Origin of the sequence: Pseudomonas sp. CFBP 13602 (assembly GCF_014842725.1) — a bacterium.
Classification (GTDB): domain Bacteria; phylum Pseudomonadota; class Gammaproteobacteria; order Pseudomonadales; family Pseudomonadaceae; genus Aquipseudomonas; species Aquipseudomonas baltica.
In genome coordinates this window covers 100,306-121,150 of record NZ_JACYVT010000010.1, presented here as the reverse complement: position 1 = coordinate 121,150, position 20,845 = coordinate 100,306, and the positions used below count along the sequence as shown (strand labels likewise).

At 62.6% G+C, this 20,845-nt stretch carries 17 protein-coding genes; 5 read left to right on the top strand and 12 right to left on the bottom strand.

All coding sequences use genetic code 11. From position 1 onward, the window contains the following. Positions 1-5: 5 nt before the first annotated feature. The 12 genes from IFU31_RS19835 to gap form a co-directional block, all read right to left on the bottom strand. On the bottom strand, positions 6-497 hold the full coding sequence (locus IFU31_RS19835) for an RDD family protein (protein WP_192053500.1): 492 nt from the start codon (positions 495-497) through the stop codon (positions 6-8). Between the two features lie 96 nt (positions 498-593). Next, positions 594-806 (bottom strand): cold-shock protein, encoded by a 213-nt coding sequence (locus IFU31_RS19830; protein ID WP_122479618.1) that lies wholly within the window; start codon positions 804-806, stop codon positions 594-596. Between the two features lie 420 nt (positions 807-1,226). Beyond that, positions 1,227-2,351: a glycine cleavage system aminomethyltransferase GcvT gene (gcvT, locus tag IFU31_RS19825; RefSeq protein ID WP_192104305.1), complete on the bottom strand. Its 1,125-nt coding sequence runs from the start codon at positions 2,349-2,351 to the stop codon at positions 1,227-1,229. A 55-nt stretch (positions 2,352-2,406) separates the two neighbouring features. Next, on the bottom strand, positions 2,407-5,268 hold the full coding sequence (gene gcvP, locus IFU31_RS19820) for an aminomethyl-transferring glycine dehydrogenase (protein ID WP_192104302.1): 2,862 nt from the start codon (positions 5,266-5,268) through the stop codon (positions 2,407-2,409). Between the two features lie 9 nt (positions 5,269-5,277). After that, positions 5,278-5,655 (bottom strand): glycine cleavage system protein GcvH, encoded by a 378-nt coding sequence (gene gcvH / locus IFU31_RS19815; protein WP_122479614.1) that lies wholly within the window; start codon positions 5,653-5,655, stop codon positions 5,278-5,280. Between the two features lie 325 nt (positions 5,656-5,980). Further along, positions 5,981-7,489 (bottom strand): sigma-54-dependent transcriptional regulator, encoded by a 1,509-nt coding sequence (locus IFU31_RS19810; protein ID WP_192104301.1) that lies wholly within the window; start codon positions 7,487-7,489, stop codon positions 5,981-5,983. An 81-nt stretch (positions 7,490-7,570) separates the two neighbouring features. Next, positions 7,571-7,972, bottom strand: coding sequence for a YbaN family protein (locus IFU31_RS19805; protein ID WP_192053506.1), 402 nt, complete (start codon positions 7,970-7,972; stop codon positions 7,571-7,573). Positions 7,973-7,991: 19 nt separating this feature from the next. After that, positions 7,992-8,609 (bottom strand): biliverdin-producing heme oxygenase, encoded by a 618-nt coding sequence (locus tag IFU31_RS19800; protein WP_122479612.1) that lies wholly within the window; start codon positions 8,607-8,609, stop codon positions 7,992-7,994. Positions 8,610-8,722: 113 nt separating this feature from the next. Continuing rightward, positions 8,723-11,281, bottom strand: a complete 2,559-nt coding sequence (locus IFU31_RS19795) for a TonB-dependent receptor (protein WP_192104298.1) — start codon at positions 11,279-11,281, stop codon at positions 8,723-8,725. A gap of 144 nt (positions 11,282-11,425) precedes the next feature. Next, positions 11,426-12,319 carry a FecR family protein gene (locus tag IFU31_RS19790; RefSeq protein WP_192104355.1) on the bottom strand — a complete coding sequence of 298 codons (894 nt, stop codon included), beginning with the start codon at positions 12,317-12,319 and terminating at the stop codon, positions 11,426-11,428. Positions 12,320-12,360: 41 nt separating this feature from the next. Then, the gene (locus IFU31_RS19785; RefSeq protein WP_192104296.1) at positions 12,361-12,882 is read right to left on the bottom strand and encodes a sigma-70 family RNA polymerase sigma factor; all 522 of its coding nucleotides are present in this window, start codon (positions 12,880-12,882) and stop codon (positions 12,361-12,363) included. Positions 12,883-13,008: 126 nt separating this feature from the next. After that, positions 13,009-14,010, bottom strand: a complete 1,002-nt coding sequence (gene gap / locus IFU31_RS19780) for a type I glyceraldehyde-3-phosphate dehydrogenase (protein WP_122713527.1) — start codon at positions 14,008-14,010, stop codon at positions 13,009-13,011. A gap of 274 nt (positions 14,011-14,284) precedes the next feature. Here gap and edd point away from each other — a divergent pair, with 274 nt between their 5' ends. The 5 genes from edd to IFU31_RS19755 all read left to right on the top strand — a co-directional run bounded on the left by edd (position 14,285) and on the right by IFU31_RS19755 (position 20,719). Beyond that, a complete protein-coding gene (edd, locus tag IFU31_RS19775; RefSeq protein WP_192104294.1) occupies positions 14,285-16,111 on the top strand; it encodes a phosphogluconate dehydratase in 1,827 nt (608 codons plus the stop codon). Then, on the top strand, positions 16,108-17,061 hold the full coding sequence (locus IFU31_RS19770; protein WP_122479606.1) for a glucokinase: 954 nt from the start codon (positions 16,108-16,110) through the stop codon (positions 17,059-17,061). The genes edd and IFU31_RS19770 overlap by 4 nt, the downstream gene beginning before the upstream one ends. 65 nt (positions 17,062-17,126) lie before the next feature. Next, positions 17,127-17,849 (top strand): response regulator, encoded by a 723-nt coding sequence (locus tag IFU31_RS19765; RefSeq protein WP_122479605.1) that lies wholly within the window; start codon positions 17,127-17,129, stop codon positions 17,847-17,849. Between the two features lie 22 nt (positions 17,850-17,871). After that, entirely contained in the window at positions 17,872-19,278 is a 1,407-nt protein-coding gene (locus IFU31_RS19760) for an ATP-binding protein (protein WP_122479740.1), read from the top strand. A gap of 154 nt (positions 19,279-19,432) precedes the next feature. Next, positions 19,433-20,719 carry an ABC transporter substrate-binding protein gene (locus tag IFU31_RS19755; RefSeq protein WP_185794103.1) on the top strand — a complete coding sequence of 429 codons (1,287 nt, stop codon included), beginning with the start codon at positions 19,433-19,435 and terminating at the stop codon, positions 20,717-20,719. The last annotated feature ends 126 nt before the right edge of the window (positions 20,720-20,845 follow it).

The following is a 20,845-nucleotide window of genomic DNA, read 5'->3' as shown; positions in this document are numbered from 1 at the left end:
GGCCCTCAGTGGCCGGTTTTTTCTTTGGTAACCCGCACGACCTGGCTACGTGAACCCAGGTCGTGCCAGGTGCGCTGGCGGCGCTCCATCAGCATCCACCACCAACCGAGCCCCAGGCACAGCCAGGACAGCAGTGCCAGCACGAAGCGCAGCAGCGCCTGGCCGAGGCTGACGGTGCTGCCGTCGACGTTCTGCACGCGAATGCCCCAGGCCTGCATACCCAGGGTCTGTCCGCCATGGGTCCAGAAACGAGCGAAGAAGGCGAACGACAGGCTCGTCAGCAGCAGCGACAGCCATGGATCGCGATCCAGCGCACCCGCCTCGGAAAGGACGCGCAGACGGGCCTCACCGTACCAACCCATCTGGGCCAGCTTGTACAGCGCGGCGGCAGCCATCAGCAGCGCCAGACACAGGATCAGGTCGTAGGTCGCTGCGGCCAGGCGCCGAGCCAGGCTCGCCGGTATCGGCTGCAGGTTGTGCGCTGCAATGGGCGCCATCGAAGATCCTTGGGCAGAATTGGCCGGTCACGTCGGCCGAGCGGCCACAAAAAAGCCCCAGGCTATCAGCGCTGGGGCTTTTCGGCGACGCTCGAATCAAGCCTCGGCTTGAACCTCGTCAGCCTGCAGGCCTTTCTGGCCCTGCACGGCAACGAAGGTGACCTTCTGGCCTTCCTTCAGGCTTTTGAAGCCGTTGCCCTGAATGGCGCGGAAGTGTACGAACAGGTCCGGGCCGCTCTCAGGGGTGATGAAACCAAAACCTTTTTCGTCGTTGAACCACTTGACGGTACCGCTTTGACGATTCGACATAGCTTAATTTCCTTGAAACCTAGAATTATTAACAGCGTCTTTCACATGAAAGATCACTGGGCTGATTTGCAGGAAAGTAAGAGACGTCGAACGGGTTGTAGCAATGATCAGAGCTACTGCCCAGGTCACGATCCAAGCGACCCATGCAAACACAGTGGAGAAACTTTACGCTAACTTCAGCGAGAAAAACAAGCCCTCGCAACCTGCGCATTTCGAGCTTTTTTTGCCGCATTTCAGGCCGTATCCGCCGCGTTGCTCCACGATCGTGCACGACGCTGTATTCCCTTGACGCCAATGGATTCAAGCGGTGGCAATCATAGGCCGAAGTGCGGTGGAACCATGACGCTTTATAGACGCGTCATAGTTTTTATCTACCAGCAGCGACTGTTTGCGCACTCGCAGGGATATCCGGTCTTTCATTCACCCACGATAATAGCGTTGAGCAACGAAGGGCATCTTGGCAACTTTCAAGGGCACAGGCTTGCCACGCACGATGGCCTGCAGTTCGTTATCCAAGGCAGCGGCGCTGGCGTCGACGTAGCCCATGGCAACCGGCGCGTCCAGTGTCGGGCCGAACCCGCCGCTGCACACGCGGCCGACTTCCACTCCTTGAGCGTTGATGATCGACGCACCTTCGCGCACTGGAGTGCGATCCTGCGGCAGCAGGCCGACGCGCTTGCGTGCAACGCCTTCGCTTTGCTGGGCAAAGATGATGTCAGCACCTGGGAAGCCACCGGCGCGCGCACCCTCGGCACGGCGCGCCTTGGAGATGGCCCACAGCAAACTGGCCGCAATCGGCGATGTCTCGCTGTCCATGTCATGGCCATACAGGCACAGGCCCGCTTCCAGGCGCAGCGAATCGCGTGCACCCAGGCCGATCGGTTCCACTTCAGGCTCGGCCAGCAGGGCACGCGCAAGCGCTTCTGCCTCGCCGCTGGGCACGGAAATCTCGAAGCCGTCTTCGCCGGTGTAGCCCGAGCGAGTCACGTAGCACTCAACGCCCAGCAGCTTCACGTTGGCGAACTGCATGAAGGTCATGTCTGCGACTTCCGGCGCCAGGCGTGCCAGCACCGTTACCGCTGCTGGCCCCTGCAGTGCCAAAAGCGCACGTGCGTCGAACAACGCCTCGATTTCGCAGTGACCGTGCAGATGGCGTTGCAGATGGGCAAGGTCCTGATCCTTGCAGGCGGCGTTGACCACCAGCAGCAAGGTGTCGTTGCCCAGGTTCGCCACCATCAGATCGTCGAGAATGCCGCCTTGTTCATTGGTGAACATGGCATAGCGCTGCATGCCCACGGGCAGGTCGATGATGTCCACCGGCACCAGCGTCTCCAGTGCCTTGGCGGCATCGGCGCCGGTCAGGCGAATCTGGCCCATGTGCGACACGTCGAACAACCCGGCCTGGGCACGGGTGTGGCGGTGCTCCTTCATCACGCCCAGCGGATACTGCACCGGCATGTCGTAACCGGCGAACGGCACCATGCGCGCGCCCAGTTCCAGGTGCAGCGCGTGCAGGGGTGTTTTTTGCAAAGTGGCATCGGACATTGTTTGTTCCTTGCGAGGCAGGGCGCGCAGCGATCAACGCCGCGCGCCGCAGTCGTCACGCTTGCTGATAGGCTTCGATGGAAGGGCAGGCGCACACCAGGTTGCGATCGCCGAAAACGTTGTCGACCCTACCTACAGGTGGCCAGTACTTGTTTTCCTGCAGCGTCGGCAGCGGGTAGACAGCCTGTTCGCGGCTGTAGGCGTGGCTCCACTCACCGACCAGTTCGGCGGCGGTGTGCGGCGCGTTTTTCAGCGGGTTGTCTTCGCGATCCAGACGGCCTTCCTCGACGGCGCGAATCTCTTCGCGGATCTGGATCATGGCGTTGCAGAACCGATCGAGTTCTTCCAGCGACTCGCTTTCGGTCGGTTCGATCATCAAGGTACCTGCCACCGGGAACGACATGGTCGGGGCATGGAAGCCGAAGTCGATCAGGCGCTTGGCGACGTCGTCGACGCTGATGCCGCTGCTGTCCTTGAGCGGGCGTACGTCGAGGATGCACTCGTGGGCCACCAGTCCGTTGCTGCCGGCATAAAGGATCGGGTAGTGCTGTTCCAGGCGCCGGGCAATGTAGTTGGCGTTGAGGATGGCCACCTGGGACGCACGCTTGAGACCGTCGCCGCCCATCATGCGAATGTACATCCAGGTGATCGGTAGGATGCTGGCGCTGCCGAACGGCGCCGCGCAGACCGCACCCTGTTTGCGCTCCAGCGCGGCATGGCCGGGCAGGAACGGCGCGAGGTGCGCTTTCACGCCAATCGGCCCGACACCTGGGCCGCCACCGCCATGGGGAATGCAGAACGTCTTGTGCAGGTTCAGGTGGGACACGTCGCCGCCGAACTTGCCTGGAGCGCACAGGCCGACCATGGCGTTCATGTTGGCGCCATCGATGTACACCTGGCCACCGTGGTCATGAATGATCGCGCAGATCTCGCGGATGCCCTCCTCGAACACGCCGTGGGTGGACGGGTAGGTGATCATCAGTGCGGCGAGCTTGTCACCGTGCTCGATGGCCTTGGCGCGCAGGTCTTCGATGTCGACGTTGCCGCGTGCATCGCAGGCGGTGACCACCACGCGCATCCCGGCCATGTGCGCGGTCGCCGGATTGGTGCCGTGCGCCGAGGATGGAATCAGGCAGATGTCGCGGTGCGCTTCGCCACGGCTCTGATGGTAGGCACGAATGGCCAGCAGGCCGGCGTATTCACCCTGGGAGCCGGCGTTGGGCTGCAGTGAAACGGAGTCGTAGCCGGTGGCAGCGCACAGCATGCTCTCCAGCTCGTCGGTCAGTAACTGATAGCCCCGGCTCTGCGCGGCCGGTGCGAAAGGGTGCAACTGGCCGAACTCGGCCCAGGTCACCGGGATCATTTCGCTGGCGGCATTGAGCTTCATGGTGCAGGAGCCCAGTGGGATCATGGTGCGATCCAGGGCCAGGTCTTTGTCGGCCAGGCGGCGCAGGTAGCGCATCAGCTCGGTTTCCGAGTGATAGCGATTGAACACCGGATGCTGCAGGATCGCCGACTGGCGCAGCAGCGGCTCGGGCAGTTGATCGCCGACCTCATTGGCCAGGGTCTGGAACACCACCTGCGTGCTTGCGTTGTGGAACAGCTGCCACAAGGCTTCCACGTCGGCCTGGCGGGTGGTTTCGTCCAGCGAGATGCCCACGCGCTGCGCGTCGACTTCGCGCAGGTTGATGCCTGCAGCCCGGGCCTGCTCGTGCAGGCGCTCGGTCGCGCTGCCGGTGGCCAGGGTCAGGGTGTCGAAGAAATGTTGCTGCTCCACGCGCACGCCCAATTGGGTCAGGCCACGCGCCAGGATGGCGGTGAGCTGGTGGGTGCGTCGTGCGATCTGGATCAGGCCGGCCGGGCCATGGTAGACCGCGTACATGCTGGCGATGTTGGCCAGCAGCACCTGGGCCGTGCAGATGTTGCTGGTGGCCTTCTCGCGACGGATGTGCTGTTCACGGGTCTGCATGGCCAGGCGCAGCGCGCTCTTGCCATGGCGATCCACCGACACGCCGACCAAACGCCCAGGCATGTCGCGTTTGAAGCTGTCACGGGTGGAAAAGTACGCCGCGTGTGGGCCACCGAAACCCAGTGGCACGCCAAAACGCTGGGCGCTGCCGATGGCGACGTCGGCACCGAATTCGCCCGGAGGGCTGAGCAGCGTCAGGGCGAGCAGGTCAGCCGCCACGGCTACCAGGGCATTGCCGGCATGAAAGCGCTCTACCAGTTCACGGTAGTCGAAAATGTCGCCGTTGCTGGCGGGATACTGCAGCAGAGCGCCGAAGAAGCCGTCGGTGTCGGCGAGCTCATGCTCGTCGCCGATGACCACGTCGATACCCAGCGGCTCGGCGCGGGTGATCAGCACGGCCAGGGTCTGTGGATGGCAATGGCTGGAGGCGAAGAAGCGCTGGCTGTTCTTGTTCTTGCTCAGCCGTTTGCAGAAGGTCATGGCCTCGGCGGCGGCGGTCGCTTCATCGAGCAACGAGGCATTGGCGATGGGCAGTCCGGTCAGGTCGCTGATCAGGGTCTGGAAGTTGAGCAGCGCCTCCAGACGGCCTTGGGAAATCTCCGGCTGATACGGCGTGTAGGCCGTGTACCAGGCGGGGTTCTCCAACAGGTTGCGCAGGATCGGCGCCGGCGTGTGGGTGTTGTAGTAGCCCTGGCCGATGTAGTTCTTGAACAGTTGGTTCTGCTGGGCGATGGCCTTGATCGCGGCAAGGGCATCGGCTTCGCTCTGCCCGGCAGAGAGACCGAGCACGCTGGTGCCCTTGATGCTTTCGGGGATGACGCTGGCGCTCAGGGCATCGAGGCTGTCGAAACCCAGAAAATCGAGCATGGCCTGCTCGTCGGCCGGGCCTGGGCCGATGTGGCGAGCGATGAATTCATTGTCGGTGTGCAATGCAATGGCGCGAGTCATGGTGGGTCCTCAGCCTTGGGCGGCGATCAGGTTGTCGTAGGCGGTCTGGTCGAGCAAGGCGCGAACCTGTTCGAGGTCGTCGGGAATGAACCGGAAGAACCAGCCCTGGGCCAGTGGGTCCTGGTTGACCAGTTCCGGAGCCGCATCGAGTGCCGCGTTGACTTCGACGATCTCGCCATCCAGGGGCATGTTGATGCTGCTGGCGGCCTTCACCGATTCCAGCACCGAAACCTCGGCATCGCGCGCATGGCGGGCCAGTTCGGGCAACTGCACGAAAACCACGTCGCCCAAAGCATTCTGGGCAAATGGGGTGATACCGACCGTGACGCTACCGTCGGCTTCGAGGCGCAGCCATTCGTGTTCGACGGTGAAACGCAACTCGCTCATGGAAACTCCGCAGTGATTTGGGGTTCAGCAATGAGGGTTACTTAGCAAGATGGTTGCCAGATTTCCCAAAGTCACAGCCTGCAAGGGCTCCAGGCAAATCACACCCATCAAGGATCGCAACGGTTGTAACGAAAACACTACGCAACACCCAGACCAGCAAACTTCCTGATTCCCCTGTAGGAGCGGCGCGAGCCGCGTCGGCGGTAGACGCGGTCTATTGCATGGACCCAGGCGAGCCCGGACGCGGCTTGCGCCGCTGCTACAGAAGTCGTATCGAATTACGTACGCTGTATTGAAATAGATACAGTCCGGTTCGGCTGAGGTATCAGCTCGCGCCACCGATTCCATACTTGCGCAACCGGTTGGCGATGGCCGTGTGGGATGTCAGTAAACGGCTGGCCAGTTGCCGGCTGGATGGATAACTGGGGTACAGCTTTTCCAGAAGTGCTTTTTCGTAGGCGCCAACGGCCTGCTCCAGGCTGACGACGTCGCCGTCGTTGCGTCGACTCACGCTGGTGCCGGCAATGTCCAGATCGCCGATGTCGACTGTGTTGCTTTCGCAGACGGCGGCTGCGCGAAAGATCACGTTCTGCAACTGCCGAACGTTGCCCGGCCAGCGGTTGCCCAGCAGGGCCGGATAGGTGCTCGTCGTCAGTCGGCACATCGGTCGCTGAATCTGCGTGCAGGCCTGCTGCATGAAATAACGGGCCAACAGCAGGATATCCTCGCCGCGCTCGCGCAGGGGTGGCACGTTCAGGTTGAGCACGTTCAGGCGGTAGAACAGATCTTCGCGGAAGGCGCCTTCGGCCACCATCTGCTCCAGATTGCGGTGGGTGGCGCTGAGGATGCGTACGTTGACCTTGACCTCACGGTCGCCGCCTACCCGGCGAAAGCTGCCATCGTTGAGGAACCGCAGCAGCTTGGCCTGCAGGTACGGCGACATTTCGCCGATTTCGTCGAGAAACACCGTGCCTTGGTGGGCTAGTTCCATCAGCCCCGGCTTGCCACCGCGCTGGGCGCCGGTGAACGCGCCGGGGGCATAGCCGAACAGCTCGCTCTCGGCGAGGTTTTCCGGCAGGGCGGCGCAGTTGAGCGCCAGGAACGGCGCGCCGTGGCGCGCGCTGACGGCATGGCAGGCCCGCGCCACCAGCTCCTTGCCCGTGCCCGTCTCGCCTTGGATCAACAGCGGCGCATCCAGCGCCGCAACACGTTGCGCCCGGGCCTTGAGCGCACGGATCGGTGCAGAGTCGCCCAGCAGCGAATCGAACCCTTCGGCGTGGTCGTGGTGCAGGGCGGCCAGTCGCTCACCCATGCGGTTGGGCGGGTATAGCGTCAGCAGGGCACCGGCGTCGGTGATGGGTGTGGCATCGAGCAACAGCGTCTGGCCATTCAGGTTGACCTCGCGCAGTGGCAGGCGGAACCCTTGTTCGAGCAAGGCGCCGAGCAAGGCAGGATCGGCGAACAGGTCCGCCACCGACTGTCCGGCGGGCTCGCGGCCGTACAGCTCGACCAAAGCCGGGTTGGCCAACAGCACATTGCCGGCACTGTCCAGTGCCAGCACTGGATCGCCCATGGCGGCCAGCAAGGCTTCAAGCTGCAGGTGCCGGCGTTGTCCTGGAAGAATATCGACCACGCGCACGTCCTCCACACCCCGCACCCGGAACAGCGCATCGTGCAGTTCTTCCAGCACCAGCGGGCTGAGGGTCGGTGCGTCGATATAGACGTTGGGTGGGACCATCTCGACTGCGTCGAGGTTGAGGTTGCGCGCCCCCAACAGGGCCAGCACTTCCTGGGTGATGCCGACACGGTCGATGAAGCTGACGTGGATACGCATGGGGTCTCGAGCATTCCGGACAGCGGAGGGACGCAGTATGCCTTGCCATCGCGCAAAGCTGTAGCACCTACGCGGGCGTGCTCAGTGCTGGGGGTTGATGCGTTCGGGCCGCGACCAGATCCACAGGTTGACCAGCACCATGCCGGAGATCGCCGCGTACACCGGCCAGTGCTGCTTGAGGGTAAACCACATGAGCACTGAACAGAGGACCATGCTGACGGTTGCGCTGACCTTGGTTCGACGGGTTATGACCTTGCCATTGCGCCAGTTCCGCAACATCGGGCCGAACAGCTTGTGGTTCTCCAGCCAGGCGCTCAGCCGCGGTGAGCTTTTGGTCGCCGCCCACGCGGCCAGCAGGATGAACTCGGTGGTGGGCAACCCCGGCACCACGATGGCGATCAACCCGATGATCAGGCTGGTATAGGCCAGCAGGCCGTAAAGCACGCGGGCCAGCTTTGAGGGGAGCGGGCGAGGGTTGTCCATGAGTTCCATACAGTGGGGGTCAGGCCGGCGCCGTTTCCTTGTGGTCGGCGTAGGTGTGTTGCAGCAGCACCTGCAAGCGCGCAAACGCATCGTTGGCCGCCTGATCAGCTTGCGCTTCTTCAGCCGCGCTGAACGGCAGGGCGTCGAAGATCGCGTTGAAGGCTTTCCAGCCTTTGCCGCGTCCGCCCTCGGGTTCGGCCAAATGGCGAGCACCGAAACTGGCGGTGTAACCCAAGGCGTTAGCCCGTTTGATCAGGATGGCGGCGCCGAGTTTAGACCCTTCGGAGACGCGAATCCAGGTGAGTGCCGTGGCCTGACTGGGCTCGCTGAGGGCGCCCGGAACAGGTTGCGGAATGGCCACGCCCAGATCGATCAGATCGGCCTTGGCTGCCTCTGCGCGGCAGCGCTCGGGCAGATCGGGAAACAAGGCGATCAGGGCCGGGTCGTTGTACAGGTGTTGCAACTCGGATTGGAACAGGTACTGCATCTGCAGAAAGCGCGCATAGCTTTGCGGCGTATCGAATGGCGCGTAGCGGGCCACGGTATTTTCCAGGCTGTCGTGCAACGCCTGGCTGATCGCGCGCAAGCGGGCGGAGCGCAGTGGGGCGAGGTCCTGAGTGTGCTCGGTGACGGTCATTGCGAGTTCCTTGAAAAGTGCGGTGCTGTTTAGACGAGACGAATCAACTCACAGCGGACCGTAAAAAAATCCCACCACAGGGGCAGCGGTTATCTGCCCCTACAGTGCCATTATCAGATGTCCCAAACCAGATTGATCGCGAAATTACGACCGGGAGCAGTGAGGCGGTCGAGGTTGGCGGGTGATGTCACCGCCGCTTCGCCCACGCCGTCATAACTGCGCACGTCGTCCCATAGCCAGTATTTCTTGTCGGTGAGGTTGTACAGGCCGGCGTTGACCGTGACGTCGTCGGTGACCTTGTAGTAACCGGCCAGGTCGAGGATGCCGAAGCCAGGCGTTTTGAACACACCGCTGCCGTCCGGCGACTTGAACGCGCTGCTGTCCACTCGGTTCTGCCGCTTGACCAGTGTCCAACTGAGCAGGCCACCATACTGCTGCTGCTCGTAGCCCAGGCCGAATACGCCCTTGAGCGGATTGACGCTGTTGATCGGTTGGCCGTTGTCTTCGTTCTTGCCATGGGCGTACGCGATGGAGCCCTGGCTGTAGAGACCTTGCGGTGCACCGAAGCTGTCCAGGTTCAAGCGGCCCTTGAGCTCGACGCCCTTGATGGTGGCATGCTTGATATTGTTGCTTTGGAACACGGCGGACGTCGCCCCGGGGCTGACCGCATCCTCGTTGATGAAGTCGCGGTACTGGTTGTAGAACACCGCGATATCGAAGGTGCCTGCCTCGAACTTGCCGCGTAGGCCGGTTTCATAACTTCTGCTTTTTTCCGGTTCCAAATCCGGATTGGGCTGGACCGTATAGCCTGCGCCAAGGTTTTCGAAGCGTCCATAAAGCGCCTTGGCCGAAGGTGTGCGGAAGCCTTCGGCGTACTGCCCATACCAGGTGTAGTGGTCATCGAAGTCGTAGGTCACGCCCAGCGTGGGTGACAACCGGTGCCAGTTCCGGTCGTTGTCGGCCACGGTGTACTCGCCAGTGGGGTTGACCGTGCGCAGGAACTCATCGGTCAGGCGGGGCTTGAGCTGGGTGTAGTCATAGCGGGCGCTGGGTCGCAAGGTCCACTGGTTCCAGCGAATCTCGTCCTGAGCGAACAGGCTGTAGGTGTTGATGGTCGGGTCGGGGAAGTCGCTGGATTTGACCAGGCGATCGGCCGCGCTGTCGGCGCCGATGGCTCGGCAACTGCCCATCACGGTCAAGCAGGTCCCGTAGCCGCTGCGTGAGCCGGTAACCTTCTGCTGGCGTATGTTGGTGCCGTAGGTCAGCAGGTGATCGGTTTGTCCCAACTCAAAGGCCTTGTCCAGTTGCAGGTCGAACACCCACTGGCGCTCTTTGTAAAAAGTGTCACGCGCTCGCAACACATCGCGCGCGCGCGGGACGACATAGTGCTCTTCGGTGTGCTGGTCGGTCTTGGCGATCTGGTAGTTCAAGCTCCACTTGATGTGATCGGCCACGACGCTGTCCAGCTCGAAGTCGTGATTCAAGCCGAAGCGCTCGCGGGTGATGGTGTCATTGCCACCGCGCGATTGATAGAAGTTCAGCGGCCTGCCATTTGCATAGGGGCCGCCATAGGCACTTTTCAGATCGACATCGCGGTCGTCCTTGTAATTTTCGTAGGTGAGCCCGAATCGAGCATCGTCGGCGTAGTTCCAGCCCAGCTTGGCCAGGACATTGGTCGAGCGCACGTCCTTGGGGTCGGCTGCGGTGCGGCTCAGCCCTGTGCTGGTATGGTCGCCGTAGGATTCGGTCTCGTGGCCACTGCGCTGGCTCAGATGCAAGAGGGCATCGACGTCACCCGAACGGCCGGCCACGGTGGCCGAGTTCAGCCAGCTTTCGTCTGCCGAACTGTAACCGGTCTTCAGGCGTGCGCCGACATCCTTGCCGGGCTTGATGATGTCTTCCGGGTCCAGGGTGTAGTAGCTGACCACCCCACCGATGGCACTGCTGCCGTAGAGCGACGACGCCGGCCCGCGCAGGATTTCCACACGCTTGACGATTTCCGGGGCGACGTAATTGCGCTCGGTTTGCGCATAGGGGCCGTTGAAGAAGCTGTCCGGCACCTCGACGCCATCGACCTGGGTGAGCACACGGTCGCCGTCGATACCACGAATGTTGTAGCCGGTAAGGCCGCTGCGCAAACCGGTGCCGCCTGCGGAGACGCCCGGTTCGTAACGCACCAGGTCCTGAAGGGTGTTGACGTTGTCACGGTCCAGCTGCTTGCGGCCCTGGACGCTGACGGTACTCGGGACGCTGTTGGCGCTTTGTTCCTGGCGTGTGGCGCTGACGGTCATCTGTTGCAGGGCGATCACGGCGCCCGGCGAGCTGCGCTCGAGTACAACGTTGTTGGCGCTGATTTTCCGGTAGCGCAAGGGTGTCCCTGCGAGCAGCCGATCCAGTGCCTGTTCCGGCGTCAGGTTACCGCGCGCACCGGGTGAAATGACGTCCTGGGCAAGCTCGGCGGGCAGTCCGACTTGCCAGCCCGTCGTGGTGCTGAAGCCGTTCAAGGCCGACGCCAGAGTCTGCCGAGCGATGCTGAAGGCGTGATTGACGCTGATGCGGGCGCTGTTCGGTGTCAGCTCCGCAGCGCTGCCTACGGCAGGCACGGCGGCCACCAGCAGGGCAGCGGTGAGCACCGAGTGGTGAAACTGAGGACGAGTGAAACCTTTGGACATCGAAAGCGCTCCCTGTCGCGTGTCGTTATAGTGTTACCGATCCGAATGCGAATCAGTTGCATTGGCTATGACTAGACGGATGGGGAAGCGCTACAGCGTAAAAATAATTATGCGGTGTCTCGGTCCGTGGATATGACGTATCCGTCAGTTCAGGATGACCAGCGCCGGAAACTCCCGCACCTGTGCCGACGTCACCTGAGCCAACGAGCGAACCACTTCGAGCGGGTTGTCCAGGCGGTAATTGCCGGTCACTGCCACCTGCTCAAGCTTCTTGTCGGTGTTGATGATCCACCCCGGGTAATAGCGCCGAAGTTCGGCAAGTACCTCGCCCATTGGGCAATTCTCGAAGATCAAACGGCCCTGGACCCAGGCCAGATCCTTCTGTGGATCGAGCCGCTCACGCGTGCCGAATCCCCTGGGGCCGATGCGTATGCTGTCGCCGGCGTTCAGGCGCACCGTCTTGTCATGGCTGGCGCTGAGGTCGACATTGCCGCGCTGCACCCGCACTTGCGCCTGGCCATCGTGGTAGCTCACGGCGAAGGCACTGTCGAGCACATCGGCACGCACCGGGCCGGCTTGCACCTTCAGGGGTTGCCGACGGCTGGGAGGCACCTCGAAAAAGGCTTCGCCTTCGTACAGGCGTGCGCTGCGTTGCCGGGTGTCGATGCGGCTGGAGAAGGCCGAATCGGTGTTGAGCAGCACCTTGGAACCGTCTTCCAGTTGCAGGTGTTGCCGTTCGCCGACCTGGGTCAGATGAGCGGCCTGTACGCGCAGCGGCAGGTGGGTGAAATTCAATACGCCTACCACCAGCATTGCGGCGCTAGCCAGTGGTTTCCAATGCCGACGCCAGGCCGGCAGTCGGCGCCGCGTTTGCAGGGCGACGGCGGCCTGGTGAACCGGCGCGCCGTGCCATACCGCGCGGGCCTGCTCGAATGCCGCGGCATGTTCGGGGTCGGCCAGCAGCCAGTCCTCGAATGCCCTTTGCTCGGTGGGGTCGGTGCAAGGCTGGGCAATCAACCAATCGATGGCTTGCTCCATGGCAGGCGTCGGTGGCGCTCGCTCTGGTAGATGCTGCCGATTCACGGATGCTCCTCCAGGCGCTGGGCGACACCGATGCAGATCGCCATGATCAATTTCAATTCCTTCTGTACGGTGCTCGCCGAAATGTTCAGCTCCTCGGCAATCTCTACATAGCTGCTGCCATGCACTCGGCTCAGGATGAAAATCCGCTGCTGGCGCGGCGTCAGTCGCGCAAGGCTCACGGTCAGCCTGGCCAGAAGCCGCTCCGCATGGGCGACCTCGTCCGGACTGCTGGCCATTGCTGCAATGCCTTGTAGCACGTCGAGGGGCACATCTTCGACCATGGTTCGCTCGTGCACTCGCCGTGAGCGCAGATAATCCAGGGCCAGATTGCGTGCTGTCTGAAACACGAAGGGTTCGAGGTGCTCGATGCGTCGCTCACCCAGGGCACGATTCACCCTCAGGTAGGTTTCCTGAAGCAGGTCTTCGGCGGTGCTGGGGTTGCGTACCATGCGCTGAAGGGTGCGCAGCAGACTCAAGCGTTGGGAGAGGAAAACGGAATTGAAGCGTGATTGACTCACGGAATTGCCCGGACGGAAAGCAGAAGATGATAATGCTTCTCATCTGTGCGCCTGGTCAAGTCGCTATCTTTGCAAGAGGTATCGCGGCTGGAAACGGCATCCACCGTATCCAGCCGCTATGGCGCCTTACTTGGCGTTGATCAGCGCCAGGCAGTTGTCCAGCATGCGGTTCGAGAAGCCCCACTCGTTGTCGTACCAGGCCATGACCTTGACCAGCTTGCCGTTGACCTTGGTGTGGTTGGCATCGAAGATCGACGACAGCGGATTGTGGTTGAAGTCGGTGGAAACCAGCGGCAGGGTGTTGTAGCCCAGCACCTTGGACTGCTCGGCCGCGGCATGCATCAGCGCATTGATCTCGTCGCGGCTGGCTTCGCGCGAAAGGTTCAAGGTCAGGTCGACCAGCGAGACGTTGATCACCGGCACGCGCACCGCCATACCGGTCAACTTGCCGGCCAGCTCCGGCAGCACCAGGCCAACGGCTTCGGCAGCGCCGGTCTTGCTGGGGATCATCGATTGGGTCGCCGAGCGGGCGCGGTAGGGGTCGCTGTGGTACACGTCGATCAGGTTCTGGTCGTTGGTGTAGGCGTGGATGGTGGTCATCAGGCCCTGCTCGATGCCCAGCTCGCGGTGCAGCACCTGGGCCACCGGGGCCAGGCAGTTGGTGGTGCAAGAAGCGTTGGAGATCACTTCGTGGGACTGACGCAGCACGTCGTGGTTGACGCCATACACCACGGTGGCATCGGCGCCCTTGGCCGGTGCCGAGATGATCACCTTGCGCGCGCCGGCCGTCAGGTGCGCGGCAGCCTTTTCACGGTCGGTGAACAGGCCGGTGCACTCGAACACCACGTCGATGTTCTCGGCCTTCCACGGCAGTTCCGCCGGGTTGCGGATGGCACTGACCGAGATGCGGTCGCCATTCACCGTGAGGCCTTCCTTGTCGTGCTCGACCGTGCCGTCGAAGGTGCCATGCACCGTGTCGTACTTGAGCAGGTGGGCGTTGATCGCGCTGTCACCCAGGTCGTTGATGGCGACGACCTGCAGGTCCTGGCGGTAGCCTTGGGTATAGAGTGCCCGCAGGACATTGCGGCCGATGCGGCCAAAACCGTTGATTGCTATGCGAATGGTCATGAGTGATTCCTGTGATCAGATTGGGTGATTCCCCTTGGATCAGGTCCGGGCAAGCAGGTCACGTAATCTGTTTTGTTGTTGGAATTACAAGATTATTCGCATAGAAATAGAAAACAAGCCTTTTTAGTGGCAATATTTTGTTCTATCTACAACGAGTGACCGGTACAACCCTTCCTTCACATCGATTCTTGCCTGCAGGGCTTTGAGCCCTGACATGGGTCGTAGTTCGGACAGAGTGTTGCAGAGGTCGCCCCCAAAGCCTGGAGTTCTTCACATGCATCCCCGCGTCCTTGAGGTCACCCAACGGCTGATTGCGCGTAGCCAAGCTACCCGCAAGCACTACCTGCAACTGATCGACAGCGCCGCCAGCGACGGGCCCATGCGCGGCAAGCTGCAGTGTGCGAACTTTGCCCACGGAGTAGCGGGGTGCGGCACCGAAGACAAGCACCAACTGCGCATGATGAATGCGACCAACATCGCAATCGTTTCGTCATATAACGACATGCTCTCGGCGCACCAGCCCTACGAAACCTACCCGGAGCAGCTCAAGCAGGCGTTGCGCGAGATCGGCTCGGTCGGCCAGTTCGCCGGTGGCGTGCCGGCCATGTGCGATGGCGTGACCCAGGGCGAGGCCGGCATGGAACTGAGCCTGGCCAGTCGTGAAACCATCGCGCTGTCCACGGCCGTGGCCTTGTCCCACAACATGTTCGATGGCGCCCTGATGCTCGGCATCTGCGACAAGATCGTCCCGGGCCTGATGATGGGCGCGCTGCGCTTTGGCCATCTGCCGATGATCTTCGTCCCCGGCGGGCCGATGCCGTCGGGCATCTCCAACAAGGAGAAGGCCGATGTTCGCCAGCGTTATGCCGAGGGCAAGGCGAGCCGTGAAGAATTGCTCGAATCAGAGATGAAGTCCTACCACAGTCCGGGCACCTGCACGTTCTACGGCACGGCCAACACCAACCAGTTGCTCATGGAAGTGCTGGGGTTGCACCTGCCGGGGGCCTCGTTCGTCAATCCCAACACACCGCTGCGCGATGCGCTGACTCACGAGGCGGCCCATCAGGTGACACGCCTGACCAAGGCCAACGGCGAGTTCACGCCCATCGGCCGCATCGTCGATGAAAAGTCGCTGGTGAATTCGATCGTCGCCCTGCACGCGACGGGCGGTTCGACCAACCACACCCTGCACATGCCGGCGATCGCCATGGCTGCGGGCATCATCCTGACCTGGCAGGACATGGCCGATTTGTCCGAAGTGGTGCCCACCCTGTCCAATGTCTATCCAAACGGCAAGGCTGACATCAACCATTTCCAGGCAGCTGGCGGCATGGCTTTCCTGATTCGCGAGTTGCTCGCAGCGGGCCTGTTGCACGAGGACGTGAACACGGTGGCCGGTCATGGCCTGAGCCGCTATACCCGCGAACCGTTTCTGCAAGAGGGCCGGCTGGTCTGGCGCGAGGGTCCCGAGGCGAGCCTCGACGAAACCATCCTGCGCCCCGTGGCACGGCCTTTCTCGGCCGAGGGTGGATTGCGCGTGATGGAAGGCAATCTGGGTCGGGGCGTCATGAAAGTGTCTGCCGTGGCGTTGGCGAACCAAGTAGTGGAGGCGCCGTGCCGCGTGTTCCAAGACCAGCAGGAGCTGGCCGATGCGTTCAAGGCCGGCGAACTGGAAAAGGATTTCGTCGCGGTCATGCGCTTCCAGGGGCCGCGCTCCAACGGCATGCCGGAACTGCACAAGATGACGCCTTTTCTCGGCGTGCTGCAGGATCGCGGCTTCAAGGTCGCGCTGGTCACCGACGGGCGCATGTCCGGCGCGTCCGGCAAGATTCCCGCCGCGATTCACGTCAGTCCCGAGGCGGCCAGCGGTGGCCCGTTGGCCTTGGTGCGCGATGGCGATATCATCCGGGTCGACGGTGTCGAAGGTACCTTGCAGGTACGCGTCGATGCCCAGACGCTGGCCAGCCGCACCCCGGCGGTCGGCACCTTGGCCAATGGCGTAGGGTGCGGGCGTGAACTGTTCGGGTTCATGCGCCAAGCCTTCAGCTCGGCCGAGCAAGGCGCCAGTGCCTTCACTTCGGGGTTGGAGATTTTGCGATGACACTCGCCCTTATCGGCGACATCGGCGGTACCAACGCACGTTTCGCCCTCTGGGAAAACGATGCACTGCATTCGGTTCGGGTCTTCCCCACGGCAGACTACACCAGCCCCGAGCACGCCATCGGTGTGTACATGGCCGACCTCAAGCTGCAGAAGGGCGACATCGGCGCCGCGTGCCTGGCAGTAGCGGGCCCGGTGGACGGTGACGAGTTCCGCTTCACCAACAGCCATTGGCGCCTGAGCCGCAAGGCATTCTGCGCAAGCCTGCAGATCGGGCACCTGCTGCTGATCAATGACTTCACCGCCATGGCGTTGGGCATGACCCGTCTACAGCCCGATGAATACCAGCTGGTCTGCGAGGGCGAAGCGGATCCCGCACGTCCGGCAGTGGTCATCGGCCCAGGCACGGGGCTGGGCGTGGGCACGTTGATCGCCCTGCGCAACGGCTGGATGGCATTGCCGGGTGAGGGCGGCCATGTCGACCTGCCCGTCGGCAGCGCGCGCGAAGCCCAACTGCGCGCGCACATCGAAGCGCAGATCGGTCACGTCAGCGCCGAGACGATTCTCAGCGGTGGTGGGTTGTTACGGTTGTATCAAACTGTGTGCGAAGTGGACGGCCACACGCCTTCCTGCACTTCGCCTGCGGAGGTTACCGACGCCGGGCTTGCCGGCGACCCCGTCGCTCGGGAAACCCTGGAGCAATTCTGCCGCTTCCTGGGCAGGGTGGCAGGCAACAACGTGCTGACCGTGGGCGGCCGGGGCGGCGTGTACATCGTCGGTGGCGTGATCCCGCGCTTTCTCGACATCTTCATGCAAAGCGGTTTCGCCGAGAGCTTCGCCGACAAGGGCTGCATGAGCGATTACTTCAAGGGCATCCCGGTGTGGGTGGTCACGGCCGAGTTCTCCGGGCTGTTGGGCGCAGGCGTGGCCTTGCAACAGGCGCAGGCTTGAGCGTTTAATCAGCCCTTGAAAAAAGCCGGGCGTATCGACCCGGCAATGACAACAAGGACGCCCACGTGAGCACTGTCGGCAAATCGATCCTGCTGGTCGATGACGATCAGGACATCCGCGAACTGCTGGACACCTACCTTAGCCGCGCCGGTTTCGCCGTGCGCACCACGGCCGATGGCGCGGGCTTTCGCGAAGCGCTTGGCGCCGAGGTCGGCACCGACCTGGTGATTCTCGACGTCATGCTGCCCGACGAAGATGGCTTCAGCCTGTGCCGCTGGATCCGCCAGCATCCGCGCATGGCCCAGGTGCCGATCATCATGCTGACCGCCAGCTCCGACGAAGCCGACCGCGTGATCGGCCTCGAGCTGGGAGCCGATGACTATCTGGGCAAGCCGTTCAGCCCGCGCGAGCTGCAGGCGCGCATCAAGGCGTTGCTGCGACGCAGCCAGTTCGCCAGCGAGCGCAGTGGCGAGGTACTCGGCTTCGACGACTGGCGGCTGGATACCGTCAGCCACCGCCTGTTTCACACCGACGGGGAAGAGGTGTTCCTGTCCGGTGCCGACTTCGCCTTGCTCAAGCTGTTCCTCGACCATCCGCAGCAGATCCTCGACCGCGATACCATCGGCAACGCCACTCGCGGGCGCGAGCCGATGCCGCTGGATCGTATCGTCGACATGGCGGTCAGCCGCCTGCGCCAACGCCTGCGCGACAATGACAAGCCCTCGCGGCTGATCCGCACGGTACGTGGTAGCGGCTACTTGCTGGCGGCCCACGTTGCGCCTGTTTAAGCCGCGCTCACTGCTGGGTCGCATGCTGTTGCTGACACTGCTGGCGGTGCTGCTGGCGCAGGGCTTGTCCAGCGTCATCTGGCTGTCGCAGCTGCGTGCCACCCAGCTCGAAGGGTTGGTGACCAGCGCCCGCAGCCTGGCCCACTCGATGGCGGCCAGCGTCAGCTATTTCCGCTCCTTGCCACTGGCCTATCGGCCGCTGGTCCTGGATCAGCTGCGCAGCATGGGCGGTACGCGCTTTTTCGTTTCGCTCAACGACAAGCCACTGGGTATGCAGCTGCTCGAATCGACCGCGCGCAAGACTGCAGTGATCGATGCGGTTTCTGCAGTGCTCCGCACCCAGCTGGGCGTCGACGTGGATATCTCGGTGGCCTTCGTCAGCCCCGACGACCTGCGCATCTTCAATAGCGGCCTGAAGCTCGACGAGCTGCCGCGCTCCTGGGCGCACTACGCCTTGACCCTGGAACCGGTCAACCCGCCGGTGCTGGTCACCCAGATTCGCCTGGGACCCACCGAATGGCTGTACATCGCTTCGCTGTTGCCCGAACCCTATACCACGCTCGAGGAAGAGGGCCTGCCTGCCCAGCAGATCTGGTTCATCGCCCTGACCAGTGGGTTCCTGCTGCTGTTCATCGGCGTGCTCGTGCACTGGCAAAGCCGGCCCCTGAAACGCCTGGCCCGCGCCGCACGCGAGCTGTCGTTGGGCGAGGTGAGCAACGAACCGCCCATGGACGGCGGTGGCAGTGAGGTGGTGGAAGTGGCCCGTGCGCTGAATGCCATGCGCGAGCGCATCAGCCGCTACCTGACCGAGCGCAGCCAGCTGTTCAGTGCGATTTCCCACGACTTGCGCACGCCCATCACGCGCCTGCGGCTGCGCGTCGAACTGCTCGACGATCCAGCCCTGGAAGCCAAGTTCGGCCGTGACCTGGACGAGCTGGAATTGCTGGTCAAGGGCGCGCTGCAATGCGTCAAAGACACCGACATCCACGAAAACATCGAACGGGTCGATCTCGATCAGGTACTCGACTGCCTGGTAGAGCCCTATCTGGCGCCGCACGGCAACGGCCGAGTGACCCTGGAAGGCAAGGCGCGCCGGGCTTATACCGGCAAGCCGCTGGCGATCAAGCGCTGCATCGGCAATCTGATCGACAACGCACTCAAGTACGGCGACCGCGCGCACTTGTCCATCCATGACGACGCCGAGGCCTTCGTGTTGTACGTCGACGACGAAGGCCCTGGGGTGCCGGAGCAACGGCTGCAGAAAGTCTTCGAGCCGCACTTTCGTCTGGCCGGCACTCAGCAGGGCTACGGCCTGGGCCTGGGCATCGCACGCAATATCGCCCACAGCCATGGCGGCGAGGTGACCTTGCAGAATCTTCCGGCTGGCGGGTTGCGCGTGACGTTGGTGTTGCCACGCAAGGCGGTGTGAGACGTTCATGCGTGCTCACGCCAGCCGATCGAATGTCACCAGTCGGTGACATTTCCCCATCCCTTCGTTACCTGCGCCCCTGTGGCGATGTTTACACTCTCATGCAACGCAAGCATCAGACTTGCATCTGCATAACAACAAAAAAGGATGTCCCATGAACTCGCTCTCCCGCCTCGCCATCGTCGTTTCCCTTGCCTCCGTGTTCCCGCTCAGTGCCCTGGCTGCCGACTCCAAAGGTTCGGTCGAAGTGGTGCATTGGTGGACGTCCGGCGGTGAAAAAGCAGCAGTCGACGTGCTCAAGGCGCAGGTGGAGAAAGACGGTTTCACCTGGAAAGACGGCGCCGTGGCCGGCGGCGGCGGTTCCACCGCAATGACCGTGCTCAAGAGCCGCGCCATGGCTGGCAATCCTCCTGGCGTTGCCCAGATCAAAGGCCCCGACATCCAGGAATGGGGCAGCACCGGGCTGCTCAGCACCGAAGCCCTGAAGCAGGTTGCCGTGGATGAGAAGTGGGACAGCCTGTTGGTCAAGAAGGTGTCTGACACCGTCAAGTACGACGGCGAGTATGTGGCCGTTCCCGTGAACATCCACCGGGTGAACTGGCTGTGGATCAACCCCGAGGTGTTCAAGAAAGCTGGTATCGAAAAGGCGCCGACTACCCTCGAAGAATTCTATGCAGCCGGCGACAAGCTCAAGGCCAAGGGCTTCATCGCGCTGGCCCATGGTGGTCAGCCATGGCAGGACAGCACCGTGTTCGAAGACGTGGTGTTGTCGGTCATGGGCGCAGACGGCTACAAGAAAGCCTTCGTCGACCTCGATGAGAGCACCCTGACGGGTGAACAGATGGTCAAGGCGTTCACCGAGCTGAAGAAGGTCGCAACTTACATGGACCCCAACCGTGCCGGGCGTGACTGGAACATCGCGGCTGCCGACGTCATCAATGGCAAGGCCGGCATGCAGATGATGGGCGACTGGGCCAAGTCCGAGTGGACCGCGGCAGGCAAGGTGGCCGGCAAGGATTACCAGTGCGTGGCCTTCCCCGGCACCGAGAAAGCCTTCACCTACAACATCGACTCGCTGGCCGTGTTCGAACTCAAGAACAAGGACGACATGGCCGCGCAGCAAGACCTGGCCAAGGTTGCACTGGGCACCGACTTCCAGAAAGTCTTCAGCATGAACAAGGGTTCGATCCCGGTACGTACCGACATGCTCGCCGAGATGGACAAGTTGGGCTTCGACGCCTGCGCCCAGACGGCGGCCAAGGACTTCCTGGCCGACGACAAGACCGGCGGCCTGCAGCCGAGCATGGCGCACAACATGGCCACGACCCTGGCGGTGCAGGGCGCGATCTTCGATGTGGTGACCAACTACATCAACAATCCCCAGGCTGATCCGCAGAAGGCCGCCTCGCAGCTGGCCAAGGCCATCAGTTCGGCCAAGTGAACATCAGGCTGACACACCCAGCCCTGTAGCACCGGCGCAAGCCGGGTCCCGATCGCCGCCGTTGCATCATGCATTCGCGGCGCTGCCGGACGCGGCTAGCGCCGCTGCTACACACTATCCAACGAA

Bases quoted from the DNA above. Each gene is read 5' to 3' on its own strand.
- IFU31_RS19835 (WP_192053500.1), bottom strand. From the start codon at position 497: ATGGCGCCCATTGCAGCGCACAACCTGCAGCCGATACCGGCGAGCCTG.
- IFU31_RS19830 (WP_122479618.1), bottom strand. From the start codon at position 806: ATGTCGAATCGTCAAAGCGGTACCGTCAAGTGGTTCAACGACGAAAAA.
- gcvT (WP_192104305.1), bottom strand. From the start codon at position 2,351: ATGTCCGATGCCACTTTGCAAAAAACACCCCTGCACGCGCTGCACCTG.
- gcvP (WP_192104302.1), bottom strand. From the start codon at position 5,268: ATGACTCGCGCCATTGCATTGCACACCGACAATGAATTCATCGCTCGC.
- gcvH (WP_122479614.1), bottom strand. From the start codon at position 5,655: ATGAGCGAGTTGCGTTTCACCGTCGAACACGAATGGCTGCGCCTCGAA.
- IFU31_RS19810 (WP_192104301.1), bottom strand. From the start codon at position 7,489: ATGCGTATCCACGTCAGCTTCATCGACCGTGTCGGCATCACCCAGGAA.
- IFU31_RS19805 (WP_192053506.1), bottom strand. From the start codon at position 7,972: ATGGACAACCCTCGCCCGCTCCCCTCAAAGCTGGCCCGCGTGCTTTAC.
- IFU31_RS19800 (WP_122479612.1), bottom strand. From the start codon at position 8,609: ATGACCGTCACCGAGCACACTCAGGACCTCGCCCCACTGCGCTCCGCC.
- IFU31_RS19795 (WP_192104298.1), bottom strand. From the start codon at position 11,281: ATGTCCAAAGGTTTCACTCGTCCTCAGTTTCACCACTCGGTGCTCACC.
- IFU31_RS19790 (WP_192104355.1), bottom strand. From the start codon at position 12,319: ATGGAGCAAGCCATCGATTGGTTGATTGCCCAGCCTTGCACCGACCCC.
- gap (WP_122713527.1), bottom strand. From the start codon at position 14,010: ATGACCATTCGCATAGCAATCAACGGTTTTGGCCGCATCGGCCGCAAT.
- edd (WP_192104294.1), top strand. From the start codon at position 14,285: ATGCATCCCCGCGTCCTTGAGGTCACCCAACGGCTGATTGCGCGTAGC.
- IFU31_RS19770 (WP_122479606.1), top strand. From the start codon at position 16,108: ATGACACTCGCCCTTATCGGCGACATCGGCGGTACCAACGCACGTTTC.
- IFU31_RS19760 (WP_122479740.1), top strand. From the start codon at position 17,872: ATGCTGTTGCTGACACTGCTGGCGGTGCTGCTGGCGCAGGGCTTGTCC.
- IFU31_RS19755 (WP_185794103.1), top strand. From the start codon at position 19,433: ATGAACTCGCTCTCCCGCCTCGCCATCGTCGTTTCCCTTGCCTCCGTG.